We start from the raw sequence: 23,773 nt of genomic DNA, 5'->3' as shown, positions 1-23,773 counted from the left end.
CACTGATGCAGAATCCATTTTTTATTACTCTAAGAAATTACGTGAATATAGTATCGAAATTATCTTCCAATTCAATTGAATGGAGGATTATTTTTATGACCAAAAAGTCGGGATTATTTGATGTAGACTTCACACTGACAACTAAAGAGTTTACCGCTTCGATTAAAGGGGAGCAGTCAACGGCTGCTCGTTACAAGCTCTTTTCAGAAGCGGTGGGAATTATTATAAGCCAAATGGAGGTTAGTGTCTATAGGCCACGTACCATCAAGGATTATGATACGTGCTGATGAACCTCTCAAAGAATAAAAAGGTAATCTATTTGGAAGAAATCACAGTAGACACTATATACTCATGGCTTGATATTATGCAGGTAGTGAATCAAACAAAGCAACACGCCTAAAGGTTCTGAAACCGTTCTTAAGCAAGTGTTTCACCAATGATTGGGTGAGCTTGAACTTTTGGCAATCAATCAATGTGAAGGTAGATAAGAAGGTTAAAAAGAGTGCTAAGCCAAATGATATTGCTATACTTGTATCACTCATTGATAAAAATACCTTTATAGGTTTGGGAGATGTAGCTGCCATTCTTACCATGTATAAAACGGGGATTAGGATTAATACGATAGGTCATTTGAGCAGGTTTGAAGTCGTTTTCCATGGAGAGCGATTTCTTTTTTCTGTTGTGCGGTTGTTTTTATACTAGAAAAATTACCTTTCACATAGTGGAAGGTTTTTTATTTTGGAAAAGTAGGTGAGAACATTGGTGGAAACAATCAATAATTGGTTGGATTGTGCGCTTATTGGAGGTCTAATATTCATTTGGCGCAATACAAACAATCTAAATAAAAGGCTACTTAGTTTAACGACAGATTAAGCCAACATTTAAACGAAGTTGACGAGACTTCAAAGGAATATGCACAACGAATTAATAATCGCGAGGTGCGATTAAACAGGTATACAAAAAATGCTGAGGATGGTGTAAAAGATGAGAATTAATTAGAAAGTACGTATACGCAATAGGTGTTTCAGATAGTACACAAGCATTAAGTTACGAGAAACCAAAGGTAGGTGAAACGAAATGATTACAATTCGTAAAAAATTAGTAGTGATGAACAAGCAAACAAGGTTACTTATGGTAAAGCTAACACAAGAAAATTTATCGTTGTTCATGAAACAGATAATACACGTATAGGGGCCGATGCAGACGCGCATGCACGTTTACAATACAATGGAAATAGCCGTTCAGCTTCTTGGCATTACACAGTTGATGATAAAGAGGCAGTGCAATCGTTTGAACATGCTTGGAAATGTTGGGCCGCAGGAAGTAACACAGGTAATAATGAGGGGATTCAAATAGAGGTTTGTGTTAATAGTGATGGAAACTATGAAAAAGCCATGCAGAACGCTACAGAGTTAGTCGCTAAAGTTATGAAATATGAAAACATCCCTATTCAAAATGTTGTTCAGCACAATCACTTTAGCGGTAAAGGTTGCCCTCGAAATATGCGAGAAGGTAAAATTTTCGGGTCAAAATTTATCACTAAAGTTAAAAATGCAAGTGGCAATGCACGGCAACAAAAGTCAGCTATCGACAACAATAAATACCGTGTACTTACTGGAACATACGGTACACAACAAGCAGCTGAAAATGTATTAGATGTATTAAAACATCGATTTGGTTGGGTTGCGTATATCGAGCAAGACGGATCTAAATGGCGTGTTAAAACAGTAACATTTATCGGAATGGCTGCAGCACAAGCAGGAGCAAATAAAATTGAAGCAGCTAAGTTAGCCCACGTAACAAATAAGTGGCCGAATAATAGAAACGAATCAGGAATAGGTTATTTACAAAAATTTTTATTCTAATTTTGATAATAGAGCATAAATTTAAAGAAAAGTGTTAATAACTACAGTTGCTAACTCAAAAACCGGAATTCACGAACGGACGTTTAGATGTTGAAACATTGGTAGTACTTGGTATATACTTATAATGAAATGGAGGAGGTGGCAGCTATGAACACTTCTTATAAAGAGTTCATGGGTTTTAAAACACCTGTTATTACAGAAGCTGATAAAATTTTTGATGAAATTTTAGGAAGAATAGTATTCAATCTGATTGAGCAATTTAAGTTAGATGGAGAGTTTTCTAACATCTGGCAAGTACTGGATGCTATAGAGGCTACTAGTCCAGAGTATTCCTTTATAAAGGAATGGTATATTAACGATGGAAAATCCTATGTTGATTCAATGGATTTTGAAATACCGAATACTGATGACATACTAGATTTTTTAGATTATCAGGGATATCTCTTAGAGACAGAAGAGTCTGAACAAACTATTCGTAATTTAGTACTTTCTATAACAGCTTTCTGTAAAGAGACAAAAAGCTTTTTATCTTCACATCCAATTGTAAGGCTAAAAAATAGTTTTTTTAATAAGAATGTACGAATAGGTATACCAATAGCTGAAGATATAACTTCTGATGATGATAGAATTTCTGACGAAGATAGAACTTGGAAACCAAGAGCCGAAAGCCCTGATAAAACAGGGCTTTTAGTATACATATAATTTGGAGGAGAAAAGATGATTAAGGAAGTAGCAATAGAAACATATAAACTTGCAAAAACTGATATCCAATTGATTAAAGCAACTTTAGAATCATTAAATGTAAAAAAGAATGTAGAAAATATTTCATCAAATCTTATACATGATTTTAACTTTGGAGTTAGAATGGAATTTGTTGATGAAGAGCGTAGGTATGCATATTTACGAACTATTATTGATAGTAGATCTGAAGAATCTGGTGAAGTACATTTAGAAATTGAAACTGTACATAAAGGTGTATTCAAATCTACGGTTTTGTTAGATGAAGAAACTTTTAATAATTTTGTAGATGTTCAAATTGTCCCTCAATTACTTCCGTATGCTCGAACTTTGATTTCAAATCTAACTATTGAAATGGGTATTAAATCAATAATACTTCCTACTATGGATATTATAAACTCTATTATGGAGAATTCTGAAAGTGAGTAAAAGTGTAAAAGCTTATACCATTACTTTTGAAGATTCTGATTATAATAAGGAAGTACTTATTGATTTATCAGAAAAAATTGCTGAGAATGTTAGGAAGAGTAGAGGAAGAATTACAAAATTAAACGAGTTTTTAAAAAAGAGTGGAAAATGGGTAGTGGGAAATCATAAAGCTAGTCTACAACGTTGGAAATCATTCGTTTTAGGTAGAAATCCTAGAAATGCTGCGCCAGATGTTGTAGAGTTTGTCGATTTAATTGAAAGCATTTTTTCAGTTTGTACATGTCAAGATGACTGGTTGAAAATGAGAGGATTAATACCTGAAAAACTTTTTGAACCCTATTTTCAATCAAAAAACAGTGGAAAAGTAGTTGGGTTCGGGGTTAATGTATTTATTAATGGGAATAAAGTACACTATAAACCCAATACATTAGATTCAAGACAAACTGTAGATGCTGGATCTTGGGATGGGAAGTTTGGAGAATTTGTTGAAATAAAATTTCAACCTTCAGCTTTTCGAGAAAAAGATATTGGTTATCTGACTTTACTTGAAAACCAATTAGACAATAATAATATATCTCACAAAATAAAACTATTAACATTTGATGATGTTCGTGCAACCAAAAATTTATTAATAGCTGAAAAATTAATCACAGATAAAACTAGATTTGAAATACTAAGCCATGAAAGTTTTTTGGCTATTTAATCTATTGATAAACACAAAAGCCCAGGTACTCATTTTTTGAGCCTGAGCTTTTTGTGTTCCCATTAAATTTTTTCTTACTAAAACGAGAACTTATGTTCCGCTTTGATTACAAATAGATGTACTTGATTGTGGAGGGAATAGGATGATTAATGGCGAGGATCGTAGTGTTCTGTATGAGTTTATTAAATTGGATATGACAATCAGGTCATTACAACACAACTATTCATCGCTTGAAAAGTTAAAAATGTCCAAAGTCTACCTAAATATTATCGATGGTATATTAAAAAATTGCTTGCTTCTAACGAGTTGAACCATCGCTCAGACGATTTGAGGATTAGATTGACGTACACTTGGTTGTATGGATTGCTCTCAGAGTATAGCCCACAATAAGATGGGAAGAATCGAATAGAGGAAAACAAGAGCGCAGCTAATTAGTCGGCATGCGCTTTTTCTTCGCCCACTATTTCGATGAGATTACTATTGAAACAATTAATTATTTGGCAGGATATAGAGAGTATTTAATGAGTTTTTCTAAAAAGAGATATAAAGATGTATGTCATGAGTACTCATTTAAGGTTAAAAAAATCGAAATGATGTTGATAAAATAGTGAGTTATAAAATATAAGTGGAAATTGTACTGACTCCAATAAGCTAGCAAAGATTATTCGTCTTCTGTATAAAAGGTAGTATCGTTAGCAGCTCTATTACTGACGATGGAAGTCTTTTCAGGAACAATGGTATGTAACAATTAACGAATGAACTAGAAGGTTATCTTCCAATACGAGGGTAGCATTTTTATATCGAGAAGGCTTAATGGGGAAGGATCATCTCGATTTCTTACTAGAACTAAAAATGTAAGCTTAGGGTTGTTTTTATACTAGAAAATTTACCTTTCACATAGTGGAAGGTTTTTTATTTTGGAAAAGTAGGTGAGAACATTGGTGGAAACAATCAATATTTGGTTGGATTGTTTCAGCGGTTATTGGAGGTCTTTTTTTCATTTGGCGTATTATAAACAATCTAAATAAAAGGCTACTTAGTTTAACGACAGATTAAACCAATATTTAAACGAAGTTGACTAGGCTTCAAAGGAATCTGCACGACGCATAGGAAAGACGGATACTCAATAGGTGTTTCAGATAGTACAAAGCATTAAATTACGAGAAACCAAAGGATGGTGAAACGAAATGATTACAATTCGAAAAAAATTAGTACCTGATGCACAAGCAAACAAGGTTACTTATGGTAAAGCTAACACAAGAAAATTTATCGTTGTTCATGAAACAGATAATACACGTTTAGGGGCCGATGCAGACGCACACGCACGTTTACAATACAATGGAAATAGCCGTTCAGCTTCCTGGCATTACACAGTTGATGATAAAGAGGCAGTGCAATCGTTTGAACATGCTTGGAGATGTTGGGCCGCAGGAAGTAACACAGGCAATAATGAAGGGATTCAAATAGAGGTTTGTGTTAATAGTGATGGAAACTATGAAAAAGCCATGCAGAACGCTGCAGAGTTAGTTGCTAAAGTTATAAAAGATGAAAACATCCCTATTCAAAATGTTGTTCAGCACAATCACTTTAGCGGTAAAAATTGTCCTCGAAATATGCGAGAAGGTAAAATTTCATGGTCAAAATTTATCACTATGGTTAAAAACGCAAGTGGTGATGCACAGCAACAAAAGTCAGCTATCGACAATAATAAATACCGTGTACTTACTGGAACATACGATACACGACAAGAGGCTGAGAATGTACTTGATGTATTAAAACATCGTTTTGGTTGGAGGGTATACATCGAGCCAGATGAAGCTAGATGGCGTGTTAAAACAGGAACGTTTACTGGAATGTCTGAAGCACAAGCAGGAGCAAATAAAATTAAAACAGCTAAGTTATCTCAGGTAACAAATATAGTAGCTGAATAATAGAATAATACTCATAAAAGCCTGTTGGTGAAATGATTTACAATTAGTAATTTAGAGAGCGCATCGTACTATGATGTGCTTTCTTTTTTAGTCCCTCAGAACAGCCCTCAGACGATTCGAGTATCGGTTAGAAAGATGAAGTCGATTATAAGTCGGCAAATATACTTGTTTGAGCTAAAGCAGATGGTAGATATAAGCATTATGGCACTCGGATTTAGCGGTTACAACACAGTATTTAGATTTGGATATAGAAGTGGCGACTAACTTAAAAGACTTTCTTTAATGGTGAAGAGCTATTACTAGCTTTTTACCGTAAGGTAGAAGAGACAAAATTACCAACTGTCTTAAAAGCAATTCAAACATTGAAAAATTGGCAAGTAGAAATTTTAAAGGTTATTCCAACGGCTTTTTAGAAGGCATTAATAATAAAACAAAAGTGATGAAACGGAATGCATATGGCTTTCGACGCTTCGATCACTTTCGAGCAAAAATCTTATTAAATTTAAAGTATAGAGAAATCGGGGTTTATCTGGGTTAACGTGCTAAAAGATTACACCACCCCAACATTTGACTTAGAACATAACTTTTGAGCTATTGCAATCATTACAGTTACATCTTCACGAGTAGCAGATTTCTTTGACAAATAATATGTAGATTCGGTAGTTATTATATGGTTGTCTACGAAGTACATAATTTCATCAAAATAAGTATGATTATGTGGAATATCTTTGAATTCTATGCTAAAAGCATAAGACTCCTGTATAAGAAATGTAAAACAGAATATAAATGCAAGAGAAATAATAAAACATTAAAACATTTTTTTCTCATAGGTTCCTAATAGGTAAACTTTTTACCAGCCTGTAACCTTTTTGTAATCTTTTCCTTTTTCACCTATACGTATAACAATAGATGACTTCAAATCAGTGATTTTAAGTTGTCTGCTGTTGATTGTATTGATTTTATCAACATAATTTAAAATAGCTTTATCGCCATTCATACCTTTTTCAAAAGTATTGAAGAATTTAGTTCCTTCTTGTTCACCAAAGAATAGTTGGAATGTAGATTTAACTGAATATGGAGTTAAATTAATAATATCCGTTTCTGGATTACTATTCTTCCATGCCTCAATTACTAAATAGTAATAATTATTTCTTTCATAGGACATGTAGAATGTCGCATCCGCTCCATAGGGAATTATACTAGCGCTACTATTGCTGATGTCTGTAAACCCTAATTCATCACCAAGGATTTTGAAATTTGCCGGTGCAGAACTGCCAAACTCTTTTGTTTTTTGCTTAAATGGCTTAATGCCTTCTGGTAAAGGATATTGGCTCATCATTTCCTGATATAATCCAGTAGGGGAGGTCTTCCAACGTTCTGGCACAAACGGATTTTCTTCGAGATTTTCCTGATTTATATTTGAATCCTCCGTATTTGTAGATGGGTTCTTTTCCAATGATTTTAGAGTTCGTGTTAGAAATACAGCAACATGTTGGCGTGAGACAGCTTCATTTGGTTTGAATGTGTCATCCCCGTACCCAGTGGTAATTTGATAATAGCTTAACTGTCGTGAAGGCTTATAAGCAGTAGAATTTTTCGGAACATCTTTAAAAGTAATATTGGCTTCTTTAGTTAATTCAAATCCACGAGCTATAAAAGCTGCCATATGTCCTCTAGTAACATTATTATTTCCTTTAAATGTACCATCTGCAAAACCGTTAATAATACCAGCTTCTGCAGCGGATTGGATATAACCAGAAGCGGGATATTCTTTTGGTACATCAGAGAATTGTGTTTCACGTTGCGTACCATCTAACTTAAGTGCTTTTGCAATCATTACAGCTACATCTTCACGAGTAGCAGATTTATTTGGATAAAAATACTGGGATTTAATAATTATATCCTTTTGTACTAAATACATAATCTCTTTAAAGTATGAGTGATTTTCTGGAACGTCAGAAAAATTTTTTTCTAATGCATAAACTGGCGCTACTATAGTTATGCAAAGTATAAAGAAAGAGAGTAAAAAAGTTGTGATTTTGTTTTTCATATAGACCTCCGGTAGTGTACATAAAATTTTGAAATACTTTTGAACTAGTACTATGATATCATATATACCATGGGTTACCAGTAATATAAAAATTAAAATATAAAGGTGATATTTTTATGAAAAAGAAATTTGTTCCTATTATTGCATTAAGTACAGGAATACTGTTTTCATCTGTAGTAAATGCTGAAGAAAAGTATTTCACAGACATTACAGAAGCTTATACATATTATGATGAAATAACATATCTATTGGGCCATAACATCATTGATGCAAGTAAAGGGGAGTTTTTACCTGAAAAGCAAGCAACACGTGAAGAAATAGTTGTAATGATTGCAAAAGCCCTAGGATTGGACGGAACACAAAGAGAAACAGATTTTGCAGATATTCCTAAGAGTCATCCTTCATCAGGATATATTCAGTCAGCCGCAGAAGCTGGTATTGTAAATGGATATAGTGATGGTACATTTCAGCTTAATACCCATTTATCGAGAGGGCATATGGCGGTGTTTATCGCTAGGGCATTTGATTTACAATATGCTTCAGATAAAAGTTTTTCTGATGTGAGACCCAATTCTCCAGCCTACGAGGCAATCCATCAGCTAGCCTATTATGGTATTACTACAGGCTATGGTGATGGTACATTTAAACCTAATCTAGGTGTAACTAAAGAACATGTTGCAATTTTCTTGACAAGAACATTAAGAACAGTTGGCTTACCTGATAGAAATACTGACGAACATACACAAGATAGGGAATTTGAAGTGAAATCAGTAACTACTCAAGTTGATTTAGGGTCAGCTAGTGTAACAGATTATTCTAATATTTCTTATAAAGTAGATGCAGAGACTGGTGAATTTGAAGCTATTGTGATGTACAAAAATGAAAAAGGTCGCCAATACGCTTTGAAAAAAGGAACTGAAGTAAAGCAGGCTACTGATTTATCAAGCATGAATATCATTGTTGTTAAAGTAAGTGAAACAGTTTTTAAAGACTTACAAAAGAACAATAACATTCAATATGTTGAACGAAATCTAATCATGGAAGTTGAACAAGAAAGCTTCAACATGACTGATTTTGGTGATGAGTTATTAACGCAAGTTAAAAGTAATGAATATGCCGGTTGGGGTTATGGATACATGAATATCAAAGAAGCATACAACAAGGGCATTACTGGTAAGGGTGTTAAAATTGCTGTAGCGGATTCTGGTGTATCAAAACATCCAGATTTAAAAGTTGTTGAACATGTTTACCCTAATGATAATAAGGTGAATTTGTATGATAGCGATGGGCATGGCTCTCATATTGCTGGGATTATTAATGCTAAAGATAACAACGAAGGGGCAATTGGTATCGCTCCGAATGCTGAAATCTATTCTATTAAAATGGAAGATGATGCTGGTAGTATGTCATCCTATCAGTTCTTATTGGCACTTGAATGGGCAATTGAAAATAAAATTGATTTATTTAATGCAAGTATTGGATTTAATTTAAATTCTCCAATTTTCCAAGCAGCTATAAACAGAGCATATGAGCAAGGATTGATTGTTGTAGCGGCAACTGGCAATGATGGTGCTGAAAATATTCGATACCCAGCTTCTTATGATAATGTTATTGCTGTTGGTGCTGTTACACCAAATAATGAACGTGATGTCTTCTCTAACTATGGGGATAAACTTGACTTTGTAGCACCGGGGAAACGGATTGCAGGAGTTTCGTATCAAGGTGGCTATATTACGAAAACAGGTACATCTATGGCTGCACCTCATATTGTAGGGTTACTGGCATTGTTAATGGAAGAATTTCCTGACAAAACAGCCGAGTGGTATTTAGAAGCGCTTAAAGACATGTCTGTTGATTGTGATATTAAAGGCTATGATAAGAACACAGGTTATGGTGCTCCAAAATACAATCCATCAAAGATTAATCAACAAGGCGGAGATAAGGAAGACAAAGGTGCTGTTTCTGTAGAAGATTTGCCCATGGACCAACAACGTTATTACAAATTGATTGAATCGTATTTACAAAACATAGAGTTTGCAACGGGTTCGTATAAAGAGCATTTCTTAGATGAAGCAGAAAAAAATATGGACTATATTGATTCTTCTCCAGTAAAAGATAAATTACTTGAAATCTTACACAAAAATGGTCGTTTACAAGACGAAAAATATTCGACTGGGGTAAAATACGAGGAGAAAGATCCTACTTCTGTATCTGATTTAACAAAAAAAGAACAAAATTATTACAATGATGCTTTTGGTTATCTAGAAGACATCGCAAAGGTAAAAACAGAACGAGAATTTAATCGTTTGTTAGGTAAGATTGAAAACTTGATTTCAAAAATTCAATCTTCGCCAATCCGCGATACATTATTAGGTCGAGTTCATTATTATGGGGGGGCATTGAATATTCCATATTATGATGGTTCTTATTATAAAGGACAAGTTGTAGGATTTGTTCCATCAACGCCGCCAGTAGTAACAGACCCAGAAATTGAACAACCAAAACCAGGAAAACCAACGCCAGAGGATATGACAGGTAAAGAAACAGATGTTTCTCAACTTCCGAAGGTGCAACAAGACTATTATAATTTAGCGCAAAGTCATATTACTCAAGCGACAACAAGTGCTGGTGAGAGTCATTTAAATAAAGCAGTTACTTATGTATTAATGATTAACAACTCTCCTGTTCGTGATGTTCTATTAAGACAGTTGCATCAATATGGACGTTTACTAGATGTACCTTATTCTACAGGATTGTATTACTATGGCGATATTGATTATACGCCGTGGAAACCTGCGCTTCCTGTATTACCTCCAGAACAAACGAAGCCAGAAGTGCCAACAACTCCTCCAAGTAAACCAGACGGTGGAGTGACATCTAATGATAGACCTTCTATTGAAGTACCGACTGCAAAACAACGATATATTGAGAATTTATTTAATAGCATTAAAGAATATCCAGAAATTACATCATATCGAACTAGAGCAGAAGAAGTAATAAATGATTTGCCAGATTCGATAGAAAAAGATGAGTATTTAAGACGTTTAAATGAATTATAGATGAAAGAGGAGAGAATTTTTAAATTCTCTCCTTTATCGATCGTAGGGCATTCAAAAAGTTTCATCCAGATGCATGCGGTAACCAGAATTAAGGACTTGGATTTGTTTATTTGAACTGAACTGCGCCCTAATCGTTAGACACACTCTAACAATTGGGGCGCAGCATATGCAATGCCGAACTCATTTTACTCAAGCTACCTAATGAAATAACCGTGTCTAACTTTTTAGGGTCACTTCATACGAGAAACTAAGGTCTTTCTTATGGGAAATTATCTGATATAGGGAAGTAACAGTACATATAATCCCTTTTTTTGTTCCTCTGATAAATTTTTTATTATATTAAATAATTCGTCATCTATATTTTCACTTTGCAGAGATTTATCTTGGGAAATCTTAATAGTTGTATCAACTTTGTTTTCCAGTAATAAAAAGAATGAGCTAAGCGTTAGTCCAACTTGTTCGCAAATTTCACTTAACAGTGCATAATTCGCTTCTTGAATACCGCTTTCTATTCGTGAAATAGATGCTTGAGAAATATCTAATTTTTGTGCAAAATCGCTCATACTTAAATTATTTTCTTTGCGTAACGAACGTATTAACTGTCCTATTTGCAAGTTATTCATATATGTTATTTCAACTCCACTTTATATCGTTTAATTAATCGTACAGTTATTATATTTTACAATCAATAGAAAATAAATTATACTTAAAACGTAAATATACATAATAAGTAAATAGAGGGGTTGAACGATATCGGAAACTTTGAATCAGCACTTACTTTATTAATAGATGAAAGGATTGATGTGCTTTATCATAACAAAGGTTTTAGGAATCACCAAAATGAAATGGTTAAAGATGTTAAACAGAAATTATCCAAAACTCTTTCAGGCATAAGTGAAATAGAAGTTAAAGAGATTTCTGAGTCGATACAGATATCAATTCTTAATTATCAGCACTTATTATTTCAAGATATTTACAAGCGAGGTTTTTTAGATGGGATTGTACTCAGAGAAAAAATACCGGGGGGATCGATAAACGATGGAAGTACTTTTTAAAGGTCAACAATGATGGATGTATACAAAAATGTAGAGGTATTTAGAGGGTGAAGAAGCTACATGGAATTTAGCGCATGAAGATAATACATCTGAATTGTTTAAAGAACTTAGGACAGTAGTTGAAGTAAAAGGCTATTGCGTTCATTAGGTGGGGATAAATTTAGAATATGAGGTGTACCTACTAAACAGTATGAATCCATAGTAAAAAGGGCTTTTAATGAAGTAAGGCTTCGTGAAGTATATATTCTGATCCATGAACGATAGTTTCCGTCGTGTTTGCAACCATCTCTGTTGCTTTTTGTAGTTTCTGGTGCATTAACATTTAACACTTCAAATGCTGAGGCTGCTATATGACTAGCAGTCTTAGTCACTTTTGTTACTGTATAATGAATATTACTAATCATGGTATTAAATGATCGGGTCAATTGACCGATTAAGACAATAGAAATCACAAAAGAGAAAGAGTTGTTTTTAGCAATTGTCTTAGGTCAGAATGAGATTGAACGTGCTATTGCTACGAGTGTTTATATAGAATAACTCTAATAGACACAAGAAACGGCTTGAGGAAACGATTGAGAGCAAACAGAGGCTATTGTTCATAAAGCCAATGTGATTGAAGGTTTGACCGACAATATTTCTCTTGCAGAAAAGCGACAGATTCTAAACAAGGTGGTTTGTTCAGGTGGTGAAGTTTTAATTAGGAGGAGTGATTGATATGTCAAAAAACTGGAATTTGCCCCCGATGAAATTTAATTTGGGCGAAAAAGTCCAATTCAAATTCAATGGCAATGAACTGGTTGGAATAGTTGAAATAGCAGACTTTGGCGGTTCGCTTGAACACGATTACCATTCGTATGATATTTTCGTTGCTGAAGACAATTGTTTGTATAAGCATATTCCTGAAGAAGTTTGTAGAAATGCTTGCTTCTAACGAGATTAAACCTCGCTCAGACAATTTGAGGAATAAATTGACGTACACTTGGTTGTATGGGTTGCTCTCTTGAACCTTATTTATTAAATGAGAGGCGCGTGAATGTTTCGGCAACGTAATTCGTTTTTCTTATCTCGGCATCATAGTATATCAGCCATAATCAGAATGTCGAAGAAAATATCGCGGATATCCATAATAATTCATTTAAAAGGAAATATTTCTCGTAGTATAATAATATAGGAGCAATTTCTTAAAAATATTCATTTGGAGAATTATGATGAAAGATATTATTGATAATTTGGGTAGTTTAGTGCCTATTTTAACTGCAGTTTTTGGTGTTAGTATAACGAGTCTTATTCTATCCTTATTTACTTCATTATCTTATGATTCGTTTGATATGAGATTACTACCAAGAGATAAATTTGCCCTGATTAAATTAAAACAATCTATAGGTGCTTTCCTATTCATTATACCTTTTTTTTGTTTAATAGCATTTCTTTTAGCCTTTTCAGCCAAAAGCAGCACTGTTTTCTTTTTGATTTTATTTATTATATTTTTTATTAATGCAATATGTATGATTTTAGGTCAAATTGTTTATTTAATGGAGATAATTACTAATAAAACTGAAAACCAGGATAGATTTAAGTGGATTAATAAAGCTTTAGTTAAACTTACCTCCGTATACAAAATAAATAATAAGATAAAGCTTTTTGTTACATTAATTTTCTTGGTTCTTTCTCAAACCTTAATAGCCTACAGTTATGTTGAAAAGAATTTTTATAGTATAACAAGTAGTTTAACAAAGTATCTATTGTTGATGTTTGGAGTAGGAATTATAATTATTTCTTCACTATTATCCGAAAAAAAATTTGTTGATTATGTTTTTATAGCTGAATTTCAAAACTCTGCTGAATTGGAAAAAGAAATAGGTAAAGATAATGTTCTTCTATTAGAGTATTTTTTGTCAGAAACAATTGGTATATTTTCATCTAAAAATAAAGAATATAAAGTAATAAAACGAAGAACTGGAAGCGAAAGTACATATGAAGTGTATAAGAGATATCTTGAATAATTATTTTCTCAAATCATAGAAATGTATAATTTATAAAGGTAAAGGTCGGTGAATTATCGATGTATATAACGAAGAAAAATTGAAAAAATTTGCGGAGAACGTTCTCAAGCAAACGGAGAAATACGGATTACCTACTGCGGCTAAAAAGAAGGAGAATCGAATAGAGGAAAACAAGAGCGCAGCTAATTAGTCGGCATGCGCTTTTTCTTCGCCCACTATTTCGATGAGAGTACTATTGAAACAATTTTTTTGCAGGATAGAGAGAGTATTTGATTAAGAACGTCCAGTACCTTTCTACGATTGGTTAGAGGAAAGGGATAGTCTCTTAGATATGTAATAAACCAAACATATAAAATTAGTCATTATGGTAACTTAATATAATAAAATTTATATTTTAATGAAGGAGAAAATTTAAAATGCATACAAAAATATCTTTTACCTTATTAAAATCAGTGTTTTTAACACATTATTTACTACCAATATGCATTATTGTATTCGCAGTGTTTTCTATTAAAGATTGGTACCCTGATATAATAAGCTTAAATAATAGATTTTTTACAATTAGTATTCTATTAGTTTTGATCTACATTTTATACAATACATATTCAATATCTAAGGGAATTGTATATGCTAACAGACTTGATGACAATATCGCTGATTTAAAACACGAAAATGACGGAGAAATAAAATTAAACGGAAAAGTGAATTTCTATTTAAATCTTGTTGAGGAAAATAAGTCAAAATTGGAATTTTACAAATCTATAAGTCCTATTTCAATAATAATATTTATATTGGGTTTTATCATCAAGTGGGATTTTAATATTTTTAATAAACATTTAGAAGATTTACTTAATTTTGAGTTGGAATTTAATTATTATATTGCTGGTATGGTATTATTATTTGGAATTTGGTATGTTATTTCATATTGGAAATGTTGGGTATTTTATAAAGTCGTATTAAAAAATTATTATAAAGTAAAAAATGCATATGAAGAATTAGAAATAAAGAAAAATAATAATAAAAAACAAAAGACCATTCCGAAATGAACTGCACCCCCACTTGTTAGTGATACGCTCCCCAATAAGTAGATAGATTAAAAAAATCTGTTTGAAGGGACCCCTAAAAGCTAATCATTAAATTGTTGGATTAAGGATCTCAATACCATTTGGAATCACTGTGAAAAGGAATCATAAAGAAGCTAGGGAACATTGGAATCAGCTGATTGAAGATGGTTACAGAGGGCATCAATTATATAAAAAGAAACACGCATATAGATTATTATGCGTGTGTTTTTTTAGTTTTCTTTTTTGAACTTGATAACTTTGGATTCTTCAACCCAACCTTCAATATTTTGCTCTTCTATTTGTGTTTCTACCTTAACCCAATTTCTACTTTTATCTATAATATTTACTATTGTATCTTTAGGTATATTTACATTAGAGCTGAAAGCGGAATGTCTTGAGTAACTTAATCGAACTTTTGAGGCTTCTCTTAAAATACCGATTTTGTTTATATTTTCATACGAAGTTAATCTCTGTTCTTTGATATATTTTTTTGCTGAGATGTAGCCTATAACATAAATACCATTATCAACAGAGTTTTGGATAGCGTTGATAATTTCGTAGTGATTTTCTATAAGGTATCTAATTGCTATGGAGACTAAAGGCAATAAAACGAGATTTACTAAAGATTTTAAAGCATCAGTACCATAAGATACTAAAACATCTCTTACAAAGTCTTTAAATGGAGATTTTTTTTCATTTTGCTGACAGTGCATGTCATTAACAATTCTCCTGACATCTTCCTCGGTTAGAGATTGATTGTTATTGACTGAATAAGGAGTTTCATCTTCTTTGACTAAAGATGAATTAGAATCTTTATATTCTTCATAGGCTTCTTCAATGTCTTGAAGTTGTCTAGAAACTAATTCTTGAACTTCAAAAAAGTGTTTTGCCTCAAAATGTTTGAAAGCCCCCATTGCAGAACTTAGAGAAGCCCCCATTTTACTAGCGGCACTGAATGTATCTGATAAATTCAAAGCTGATAAGGAGGAAGCTATGGCTAGATTAGATTGATAAAAAGAATCTATTGCAGGACTTAGAGAAGCTCCCATTTTACTAACAGCACTGAATGTATCTGATAAATCCAAAGCTGATAAGGAGGAAGCTATGGCTAGATTAGATTGATAAAAAGAATCCATTGCAGGACTTAGAGAAGCCCCCATTTTACTAACAGCACTGAATGTATCTGATAAATCCAAAGCCGATAAGGAGGAAGCTATGGCTTTATTAGATTGATAAAAAGAATCCATTGCAGGACTTAGAGAAGCCCCCATTTTACTAACAGCACTGAATGTATCTGATAAATCCAAAGCTGATAAGGAGGAAGCTATGGCTTTATTAGACTGATAAAAAGAATCCATTGCAGGACTTAGAGAAGCCCCCATTTTACTAACAGCACTGAATGTATCTGATAAATCCAAAGCTGATAAGGAGGAAGCTATGGCTTTATTAGACTGATAAAAAGAGTCCATTGCAGGACTTTGAAGAGAAGTTTTAAAATTATCGAAATCTCTAAAGGTATTGTTTTTGTAAATCATACTTTGTTCTATATTTTTCAAATTCTTTCTAGTAGCATTGAGTCTTTTATTCAATCAATCCCCACCCTCCTAATATTATTCATATAATAAACTAAAAAACTGAATTAATACAATTGAAGAGTGTTTTATAAAGAAAGGTTTTGAAAGTGCTTCAATAGAATATATGCAAGAAAGGGTGGTGGGTAGGTTGATTCACACATTATAGACGAAAATGTCGATTCGAGACGAATTGACATGTTATAATAACCAAAAAAGATAAGAGGTGTTATTTTTGGTAAGTGTTATTGAAGAAACGGGTGTTGGTATAGCCACTGAACTTGCTACCAGCATAGTCAAATCAATTAGTGGTTTTTTGAAAGGGAAATGGGAAGAATCAGATATTAAAAGCGAACAAGAATTAATAGATTCCTATGAAAAATATTTAATATATAGTATGGATAAATACAATAAAATAAAAAATTTATTGTATAAAAGAACACCAAAACCATTATATTCCTTTTATGAAAATGTAGATTTATTAATAGGTGACAAAAAAATAGAGACACATGATGTCAATAATCTCATAAATTTAGGGAAGAAATTTATCATTACAGGAACAGGTGGAATAGGTAAATCAACAATGATGAAGCATTTATTTCTAAACAGTATAGAGCGAACAAAATTTGTCCCGATTCTTATAGAGTTAAGAAATCTAAATGAAAAGTATAATAGTGAAAATTTAAAAGTAGATTTAACTAGAGATATTTATGATGCTATGATTAGCTTGAAATTTGAAGCGGAGAAACAATATTTCGAGTACGGATTAGAAACAGGTAAAAATTTGATTATCTTTGATGGGTTTGATGAGTTAAAGTCTGAAATTTCAAATAGTGTAGCGGAAGCTATTAAAACATTTAGTGATAGATATAGTGATTGTGTCATAATTGTTGCATCTCGTCCGTCAGACACCTTTATAGCATGGAATGACTTTAGTGAAGCAGAAGCACAAAAATTGACGAAAGTACAAGCTGTTTCTTTAGTTAGTAAAATAGACTATTTTGATGAAGAGATTAGAAATAGATTTATTGATAAACTAAACGAAAGCTTATACGAAGAATATGAGGAATTTGCTACTATTCCACTTTTGTTAGTAATAATGTTGTTAACCTATGAACATAATGCAGAAATCCCTAATAATTTAAATGAATTTTATGAACAAGCATTTTCTGCTTTATTTCACACTCATGATGCTTCGAAAGGAGGTTATAAAAGGGATAGAGAAACAAAGTTAAGTCAAACTGATTTTAAAAAAGTTTTTGCACATTTTTGTTTTAAAACATATATAGATTCTATGTACTCATTTAATCGAGATAACATCCTTCAATACTTGAAAGAAAGTAGAGGTAAAATTGGGTGTGAAGTTGAATTTACGGAGGCTGAATTTTTAGAAGACTTAATGAATTCAGTGTGTATGATTACATTAGAAGGATTAGATTACATATTCTCTCATAGGTCGTTTCAAGAATATTTTGCGGCTATACATACAGAAAAATTAAGCGATGAAGTTCAAGAGAAGTTATTTAAAGAGAAGATATTTAAAGATGGAAGTTTAGAGTCTAATAAATATTTAGAGATTGTTGAAGAAATACAAGAAGAACGTTTTATTAAAAATGTAATTTATCCAACGGCAAAAGAAATAAAAGATTGTTATTTATCAAAAGGGATAGAAATAGTTTTTAGTAAAGGGATATCGGGTTTTATTAAATATAGCGGCATGAATACTTATACGCCTAGAATTAACGATTATAGCTATTTTTATTTATTTAATAGATTCAATAAATTACTAGTATCATCTATTATTCTTAATGATGATATTGTAAATAATTTGAAAGAAATTCATGATGAATTACAAGAAAGTCATGTTGAGATTGTGGCTGTAACAGAAGATGGAGTAGAGTTGAAAAAATACATTATTGATAATTCTCAAGTTATAGAGAGAGGTAAATTGAGCATTATTTTACAGAGTATTGAATTTAGTAACACAATCGAAGAAATTATTGAGTGGATTGATTGTTATGAAAGTCAGAGGGTAACTACTGAAGAAGACTTTTTTGATAATTTATAGTGTTGCATTGAAGATATAAGAATTTCTATTCACAAATCGTTACAACTACACGCATAGAAGCCGAAGTATTGGAGTTTCTGGACGCGAGTTTAACGCTCAATATAAATAATCACGCAACTTTCTGGGAAGCCAGCAAATTCATCAATATGTAAGAGTACTTGTAGAACAATTTATAATCGTATTGTATATAGACAAAATTAACTTTTAGTATTACAATGGAAATAATTTAATTAAATGATCGATCTAAAGGAAGAACCTTTAACGTCTAGGAAACTAACGTTTAAGGTTCTTTTTTTATTATCAGGAGGATATCTAATTTGGAGAAAAAAAAGTTTAAAGTAGTAGGAGTTCAAATGATTCCAAAAAATAAAGTTGGGAGAATGCAGATTGTTCAACAAATCGCAGATAAGGAAATTCAACATTCATATCGTTTATTCGAAAAACTTGTGCGTCCTGTAGATAAAGATTTTGAGGAAAATCTAAGATATGAAGAGAGTAAAAGTAAATCAACAAGGAAATTCATGATTGTTGGATTAATGGATTTAGAATCAAAAGGTGATGTTTCAGGAAAAATTAATTTTAATCCTAGCCTTTATCTAAGTATGGATGTTATGAATGAATTACAATCATTGGTTAGAACTGTTCATTAGGTGATTTTTAATGCGCAAACCTAAAATGTATTTTGTTATCGCTTGTCAAAGTCACATTTTGTTAAGTCGAAGTATATTACTTGTTAAGGTAATAATAATGATTACAGCGTTATGCCTTCTAATAAGTACAAAACAAAGTTATCTTGTTATTACACTATTCTTATTCCTTGGTTTCTTTATTCTTAAATTGATTCCAATGCCACATCAGGATTCTATTGAGGTTTATTTTGACCATTTAATCTATAAAACCAAAATAAAAGAAGTGGAATTATACTTTAATCAAATTTCATTTATTGATCAAGATGTTGTAGAAGGGCATAAAGGTGATACTTACTATAAAAGTATAGAATTTTTAGATAATAAGATGGCATCCATACTGTATATAGAGGGAAGCGGTTATTCATATGATGGACTAGTAGCGCTGTGTAATCGAATCTTCTCAGTTAATCAAGAGTTTTCAACTATAAGAAACACTACTGAAAGTATTTTCAATCTTGATTATGATAAGCAAGAATTTATTTAAGGCAAGGGGATTCCCATTTTAAAGATTTGATTTCTTATATCAGGATTTAAAGAAGTGATTACTGAAGAAGGGTAAATTTGATTTATCTCTATAAATATATGTGTACATTATTATAATTTTTATCCCTTTCGTTGATACGAAGGGATTTTTTATATTTCCACATTTGTACAGTAATAAAATATTGCAAATAAATTATATTCAACTTTTGCTCCCAGAGAAACAAGATAAACGGTACCTTTGACGCTATCTTAATATATATATGTTAAAAATGTTTTATGGGTATTTCCACGTTTAGTAATAAAAAATATGAAAATATATACAATCAATAGGATAAATGGTAGAATAACAGAGTTGTAAAAGGAGGTAAATTGATTGAATATACTAAAGAAATGGTTTGTTGCAGTTTTTGTACTCATGATGCTATTTAGCATTCAGCATCAAGTAGCAGATGCGGCTGATTATCGAACAGTGAAGGTTGTAAGTGGCACCAACTTGGTTGTGAGAGAGTCGCCGAATGATACATCTGCTTCCATTGGTAATCTAGCTAAGGATGAATTTGTGATAGAGTTTTCTTCCTCAAGTGGTTGGTCTCACATACAAACAGGTGATGTAAAGGGATATGTTTCTTCCTCTTTTTTAAGTGTTCCACCTTCGACGATTAAAATTGCAAATTCTAAAAGTGGTCTCGTTGTGAAATCTAAGCCATCTCCTTCAGCACCAACATTAGCTACATTAAAGTATAATATGATTGTTGAAGACTATGGATCAGTAGGAAATGGTTGGTCATTTGTGCAATATGGTAATGTGGTAGGCTATGTTAAATCTGATTTTATTGGGAAGACTAAAACAACGACAAAATACGTTAATACAGGTAGTGGGGTTATCGTTCGAAATATTGCCAGTCAATCGGGAGCTTCAGTAGGTTCATTAAGTAATGGTTCACAGGTAACTGTACATTCTACATTAGTAGGTTGGTCTTATGTGACTGCTGGTAATATTAAAGGATACGTAGTAGATGCATTTTTATCCGCAAAGAAGCCTGTTGTGCCTTTCAATAATATTAACTTTAAATTGACTATTCGCGATGTAGAGAAAAATGAAAAATCAAAGCTTATACAAAAACAACAGGATGGTAGAAATACTTATTTAGTCTATGGAACGACAAAATATGGCTTTTCAGCACAGTTGATATACTTTTTTACTGGTGGGCAATTAGATATGATTAGCTATGATTTCCTTCCTGAACAAGATAGTTATCACACATGGGCTCAAATGTCTTCTTTACATAACCGACTACATAGGCAAGGGGTAGCAGAATTCGGTAATGATTACCGATTTACCTATAAAGAATATAGCCATTTATATTCAAGATGGGAAAAGAATGATTACACTGCTTTGATCTCTGTGAATGATGACAAACTTTATACAACAGCAAGATTAATATATTATCGAAAATAAAATTTCGCTCTACCAGCGATGATTGAGTGGGAATTATATACAACTAGAAAAGCTTGAAGAGCCTCTTTTGGTAGTTGGGGGCTTCCCCATATGAAAGTAGGTCATCGCTAGGCAATGTAAACAGTCAGCTGTATGCTGACTGTTTTTTTATGAGTGATTTTAATTTATATAAATAAGACAACAATAGAAAATTAAATAACTAATGAAATATTTATTGGAAGACCTCGACAATTAAGCAATTAGGTAGCTAATACTATACTGTTTCCATTTAATAAAACTCCCTCAAGATAATTTCAACCGACTTAGCCGCTGTACACATTAGTAGCCGCCTTCTATAAAATAAAAGTTGAGGAAAATCTTAAAGATATTAAAGGTTTTATAAAGATTTTAATTCTAGTCAGTATATGGAGGATTTCCTTGGACGATATGGATTATTAATAAAGAACAATTTTGGAGGTAATATTATGTCCAATGAAAAGAAAAGTTTAAATGAGACACACCCGCAGAGTGCTATGGAGTGGGATTGCAAGAAAAATGCATGCACTTTTGTTTATTTATAGATGATATGATCTGACAATTTTTAAGTATCTACCTGTATCAATAGAGTTTTGTGAGCAAAAATTCTTCACAGGAGCAAAGAAGTATTTAAATTGTATGCCCGCTAACATTGTAAATGGGTTTTCTTTTTACACTAGTATTACAATATCTACAATGCTGTAATGTTCCTATTTTAACGAGTGTCCTTCCATTTTCAATAGTAAAATGGTAATATTATCTTAAATTAGAAATTTAACTTTATTTTAAAACGATTTTTAAGGGGATCCAATACTTTGATAATTAGGCACAATATAGCATCTCTGAATACAAATAATAGATTAACACAAAATAAGAAAAAGGCTGATAGTGTATTAGAAAAGCTATCTTCTGGATATAAAATAAATCGTGCTGGTGATGATGCTGCCGGTTTAGCAATTTCTGAGAAAATGCGTGGGCAAATTCGTGGTTTAAATATGGCAGGTAAAAATATTCAGGATGGTATTTCATTAATCGAAACAGCTGAAAGTGGCTTAGGAAGTATTCAAGATCCTAACTTACTTAGATTGAGAGAATTAGCTATCCAAGCCGCAAATGACACATTAACCGATTTTGACCGTCAACAAATTCAACAGGAAGTTGAGCAGATTAAAAGTGGTATTGACGCAATTGCAAATAATACAGAGTTTAATGGTATTAAATTACTAAACAATAGTAGTAGTGAGATTAAAAGTGGTACTACAGAATCAAATATAATTTGGAAAACAATTCAAACAGGAGCACATGGGAATTTTAAAAGTATTATAGCGAGTTCAGATAAGTTAATAGCTGTTTCAAGCGAAGGAGAAATTGCAATGTCTACTGATGGAGAAAATTGGACGGTTACTAATTTACCATCGCCTGTAAGCTTAAGTGATGCTTATTGGGATGGTAATAAATTTTTCGCCGTTGGTGGAAGACAAACAGTCATTTATTCGACAGATGGTGTAAATTGGGATTATGGCATAACAGGGGGATCACATTATTTTTACAGTATTAATGAGAAAAACGGAATATACATGGCTAGTGGTAATGCAGGTATTGCCTATTCGAATGATGGTACTACATGGACTTATCAAGATCCAAATTTAAATCAGGCAACTTCCGAGATTTCCAAAAATAATAATGAATTTATTTGGTTAAAAGGTATTAATTTTATAAGGACTTCTACAGATGGGGTAAATTGGACAGATAAACCTCGTTTACCAACACATATTAATAGTATTTCATGGAATGGAAGTATTCATGTTGCTGTAGGAGCAAATGGAGCGATCATAACGTCTTCAGATCTATCCAATTGGGATTCGCAAATTTCTAATACATCTAATAATATAAATGAGGTAGTATTTGATGGAAGTAAGTTTGTTGCTACAGCTGAAGATACAGTTCTTTATTCTTATAATGGTACAGATTGGAAATCGTCAACTACTACACCTGGAATGATTATAGATACTGTAAGTTTTAATGATCAATTTATATCTGTCGGTGATAAAGGAAAGATATTTGTTGGTGCAAAAGATAATGATTCATCCCAATTTGAAAATTCTAATAATAAAGAAATACAACTACAGGTTGGCGCAAATTCTAATCAAAATATGCGAATAGAATTGTCTGATGTTCGAGCTTCTGCTCTAGGTCTTGATAAAATTGATTTATCGACTCAAAAAGGTGCTAATGATACAATTTCTATAATTGATAAAGCTATCGCCATAGCTTCAAAAGAGCGAAGTAAATATGGTGCATATCAAAATCGTCTCGAACATGCCAATCAATCGGTTATGAATACATCTGAAAATCTTCAATCTGCTGAATCGCGTATCCGTGACACTGATATTGCTAAAGAAATAATGATATTCACAAAAAATAATATTTTATTACAAGCTACTCAATCAATGTTGGCTCAATCAAATAAACAACCAGAAGGAATCTTGCAACTTCTTCAGTGAGTTACTTTAAATAGATATATTTTTTAATAAGTGCTAGTCCGAAGCTTAATGTTATTGATAGTATCTAATGTAGGATTAAGTAACCAT

21 protein-coding genes are annotated in these 23,773 nt (G+C 32.3%); 18 read left to right on the top strand and 3 right to left on the bottom strand.

The genetic code is table 11. The annotated features are described in order from the left end of the window. Positions 1 to 95 precede the first annotated feature (95 nt). From AC3WSO_RS01125 to AC3WSO_RS01090, 8 genes are all read left to right on the top strand, one after another. Complete coding sequence (locus AC3WSO_RS01125) at positions 96 to 287, top strand: hypothetical protein (RefSeq protein WP_492528032.1); 192 nt, start codon at positions 96 to 98, stop codon at positions 285 to 287. Between the two features lie 810 nt (positions 288 to 1,097). Beyond that, complete coding sequence (locus tag AC3WSO_RS01120; RefSeq protein ID WP_492528064.1) at positions 1,098 to 1,865, top strand: peptidoglycan recognition protein family protein; 768 nt, start codon at positions 1,098 to 1,100, stop codon at positions 1,863 to 1,865. 147 nt (positions 1,866 to 2,012) lie between these two features. After that, positions 2,013 to 2,567 (top strand): hypothetical protein, encoded by a 555-nt coding sequence (locus tag AC3WSO_RS01115; RefSeq protein WP_492528030.1) that lies wholly within the window; start codon positions 2,013 to 2,015, stop codon positions 2,565 to 2,567. A 15-nt stretch (positions 2,568 to 2,582) separates the two neighbouring features. Further along, complete coding sequence (locus AC3WSO_RS01110) at positions 2,583 to 3,032, top strand: hypothetical protein (protein WP_492528028.1); 450 nt, start codon at positions 2,583 to 2,585, stop codon at positions 3,030 to 3,032. Next, a complete protein-coding gene (locus tag AC3WSO_RS01105; protein ID WP_492528026.1) occupies positions 3,025 to 3,735 on the top strand; it encodes a hypothetical protein in 711 nt (236 codons plus the stop codon). Before AC3WSO_RS01110 ends, AC3WSO_RS01105 begins: the two co-directional genes overlap by 8 nt. Before the next feature lie 142 nt (positions 3,736 to 3,877). Beyond that, entirely contained in the window at positions 3,878 to 4,045 is a 168-nt protein-coding gene (locus AC3WSO_RS01100) for a YhjD family protein (protein ID WP_492528025.1), read from the top strand. A gap of 877 nt (positions 4,046 to 4,922) precedes the next feature. Next, positions 4,923 to 5,666: an N-acetylmuramoyl-L-alanine amidase gene (locus AC3WSO_RS01095; protein ID WP_492528023.1), complete on the top strand. Its 744-nt coding sequence runs from the start codon at positions 4,923 to 4,925 to the stop codon at positions 5,664 to 5,666. Between the two features lie 331 nt (positions 5,667 to 5,997). Then, a complete protein-coding gene (locus tag AC3WSO_RS01090; RefSeq protein WP_492528062.1) occupies positions 5,998 to 6,204 on the top strand; it encodes a transposase in 207 nt (68 codons plus the stop codon). A 312-nt stretch (positions 6,205 to 6,516) separates the two neighbouring features. On the opposite strand, the gene AC3WSO_RS01085 is transcribed toward AC3WSO_RS01090, so the two are convergent. Beyond that, entirely contained in the window at positions 6,517 to 7,716 is a 1,200-nt protein-coding gene (locus tag AC3WSO_RS01085; RefSeq protein ID WP_492528021.1) for an S-layer homology domain-containing protein, read from the bottom strand. 116 nt (positions 7,717 to 7,832) lie between these two features. Between AC3WSO_RS01085 and AC3WSO_RS01080 the strand changes: the two genes are divergently transcribed. Next, the gene (locus tag AC3WSO_RS01080; protein ID WP_492528019.1) at positions 7,833 to 10,775 is read left to right on the top strand and encodes a S8 family serine peptidase; all 2,943 of its coding nucleotides are present in this window, start codon (positions 7,833 to 7,835) and stop codon (positions 10,773 to 10,775) included. Positions 10,776 to 11,044: 269 nt separating this feature from the next. Here the strand turns inward: AC3WSO_RS01080 and AC3WSO_RS01075 are convergent, their stop codons facing one another. After that, positions 11,045 to 11,398 (bottom strand): helix-turn-helix domain-containing protein, encoded by a 354-nt coding sequence (locus AC3WSO_RS01075; protein WP_492528017.1) that lies wholly within the window; start codon positions 11,396 to 11,398, stop codon positions 11,045 to 11,047. Between the two features lie 120 nt (positions 11,399 to 11,518). Here AC3WSO_RS01075 and AC3WSO_RS01070 point away from each other — a divergent pair, with 120 nt between their 5' ends. From AC3WSO_RS01070 to AC3WSO_RS01055, 4 genes are all read left to right on the top strand, one after another. Then, the gene (locus tag AC3WSO_RS01070; protein WP_492528015.1) at positions 11,519 to 11,830 is read left to right on the top strand and encodes a hypothetical protein; all 312 of its coding nucleotides are present in this window, start codon (positions 11,519 to 11,521) and stop codon (positions 11,828 to 11,830) included. A 715-nt stretch (positions 11,831 to 12,545) separates the two neighbouring features. Then, entirely contained in the window at positions 12,546 to 12,761 is a 216-nt protein-coding gene (locus tag AC3WSO_RS01065; protein WP_492528013.1) for a hypothetical protein, read from the top strand. A 277-nt stretch (positions 12,762 to 13,038) separates the two neighbouring features. Then, on the top strand, positions 13,039 to 13,833 hold the full coding sequence (locus tag AC3WSO_RS01060; protein ID WP_492528011.1) for a hypothetical protein: 795 nt from the start codon (positions 13,039 to 13,041) through the stop codon (positions 13,831 to 13,833). A 416-nt stretch (positions 13,834 to 14,249) separates the two neighbouring features. Continuing rightward, a complete protein-coding gene (locus AC3WSO_RS01055; protein ID WP_492528009.1) occupies positions 14,250 to 14,879 on the top strand; it encodes a hypothetical protein in 630 nt (209 codons plus the stop codon). A 248-nt stretch (positions 14,880 to 15,127) separates the two neighbouring features. On the opposite strand, the gene AC3WSO_RS01050 is transcribed toward AC3WSO_RS01055, so the two are convergent. Next, positions 15,128 to 16,486, bottom strand: a complete 1,359-nt coding sequence (locus AC3WSO_RS01050) for a hypothetical protein (RefSeq protein WP_492528007.1) — start codon at positions 16,484 to 16,486, stop codon at positions 15,128 to 15,130. 217 nt (positions 16,487 to 16,703) lie between these two features. Between AC3WSO_RS01050 and AC3WSO_RS01045 the strand changes: the two genes are divergently transcribed. The 5 genes from AC3WSO_RS01045 (at position 16,704) to AC3WSO_RS01025 (ending at position 23,686) form a co-directional block, all read left to right on the top strand. After that, positions 16,704 to 18,536, top strand: a complete 1,833-nt coding sequence (locus tag AC3WSO_RS01045; protein WP_492528005.1) for an NACHT domain-containing protein — start codon at positions 16,704 to 16,706, stop codon at positions 18,534 to 18,536. A gap of 317 nt (positions 18,537 to 18,853) precedes the next feature. After that, positions 18,854 to 19,186, top strand: coding sequence for a hypothetical protein (locus tag AC3WSO_RS01040; RefSeq protein ID WP_492528003.1), 333 nt, complete (start codon positions 18,854 to 18,856; stop codon positions 19,184 to 19,186). 10 nt (positions 19,187 to 19,196) lie between these two features. Further along, positions 19,197 to 19,709, top strand: a complete 513-nt coding sequence (locus AC3WSO_RS01035) for a hypothetical protein (RefSeq protein WP_492528001.1) — start codon at positions 19,197 to 19,199, stop codon at positions 19,707 to 19,709. A 372-nt stretch (positions 19,710 to 20,081) separates the two neighbouring features. Further along, positions 20,082 to 21,167 carry an SH3 domain-containing protein gene (locus AC3WSO_RS01030; RefSeq protein ID WP_492527999.1) on the top strand — a complete coding sequence of 362 codons (1,086 nt, stop codon included), beginning with the start codon at positions 20,082 to 20,084 and terminating at the stop codon, positions 21,165 to 21,167. Positions 21,168 to 21,997: 830 nt separating this feature from the next. Further along, positions 21,998 to 23,686 (top strand): flagellin N-terminal helical domain-containing protein, encoded by a 1,689-nt coding sequence (locus AC3WSO_RS01025; protein ID WP_492527997.1) that lies wholly within the window; start codon positions 21,998 to 22,000, stop codon positions 23,684 to 23,686. The last annotated feature ends 87 nt before the right edge of the window (positions 23,687 to 23,773 follow it).

Source organism: Lysinibacillus sp. EB106-09-02-XG168 (assembly GCF_058791475.1).
This window is presented reverse-complemented; position numbering and strand designations above follow the sequence as displayed.

Coding starts and splice junctions, on each gene's coding strand:
- AC3WSO_RS01065 (WP_492528013.1), top strand. CDS start 12,546: ATGTCAAAAAACTGGAATTTGCCCCCGATGAAATTTAATTTGGGCGAA.
- AC3WSO_RS01085 (WP_492528021.1), bottom strand. CDS start 7,716: ATGAAAAACAAAATCACAACTTTTTTACTCTCTTTCTTTATACTTTGC.
- AC3WSO_RS01110 (WP_492528028.1), top strand. CDS start 2,583: ATGATTAAGGAAGTAGCAATAGAAACATATAAACTTGCAAAAACTGAT.
- AC3WSO_RS01075 (WP_492528017.1), bottom strand. CDS start 11,398: ATGAATAACTTGCAAATAGGACAGTTAATACGTTCGTTACGCAAAGAA.
- AC3WSO_RS01100 (WP_492528025.1), top strand. CDS start 3,878: ATGATTAATGGCGAGGATCGTAGTGTTCTGTATGAGTTTATTAAATTG.
- AC3WSO_RS01060 (WP_492528011.1), top strand. CDS start 13,039: ATGAAAGATATTATTGATAATTTGGGTAGTTTAGTGCCTATTTTAACT.
- AC3WSO_RS01035 (WP_492528001.1), top strand. CDS start 19,197: ATGCGCAAACCTAAAATGTATTTTGTTATCGCTTGTCAAAGTCACATT.
- AC3WSO_RS01095 (WP_492528023.1), top strand. CDS start 4,923: ATGATTACAATTCGAAAAAAATTAGTACCTGATGCACAAGCAAACAAG.
- AC3WSO_RS01055 (WP_492528009.1), top strand. CDS start 14,250: ATGCATACAAAAATATCTTTTACCTTATTAAAATCAGTGTTTTTAACA.
- AC3WSO_RS01115 (WP_492528030.1), top strand. CDS start 2,013: ATGAACACTTCTTATAAAGAGTTCATGGGTTTTAAAACACCTGTTATT.
- AC3WSO_RS01080 (WP_492528019.1), top strand. CDS start 7,833: ATGAAAAAGAAATTTGTTCCTATTATTGCATTAAGTACAGGAATACTG.
- AC3WSO_RS01125 (WP_492528032.1), top strand. CDS start 96: ATGACCAAAAAGTCGGGATTATTTGATGTAGACTTCACACTGACAACT.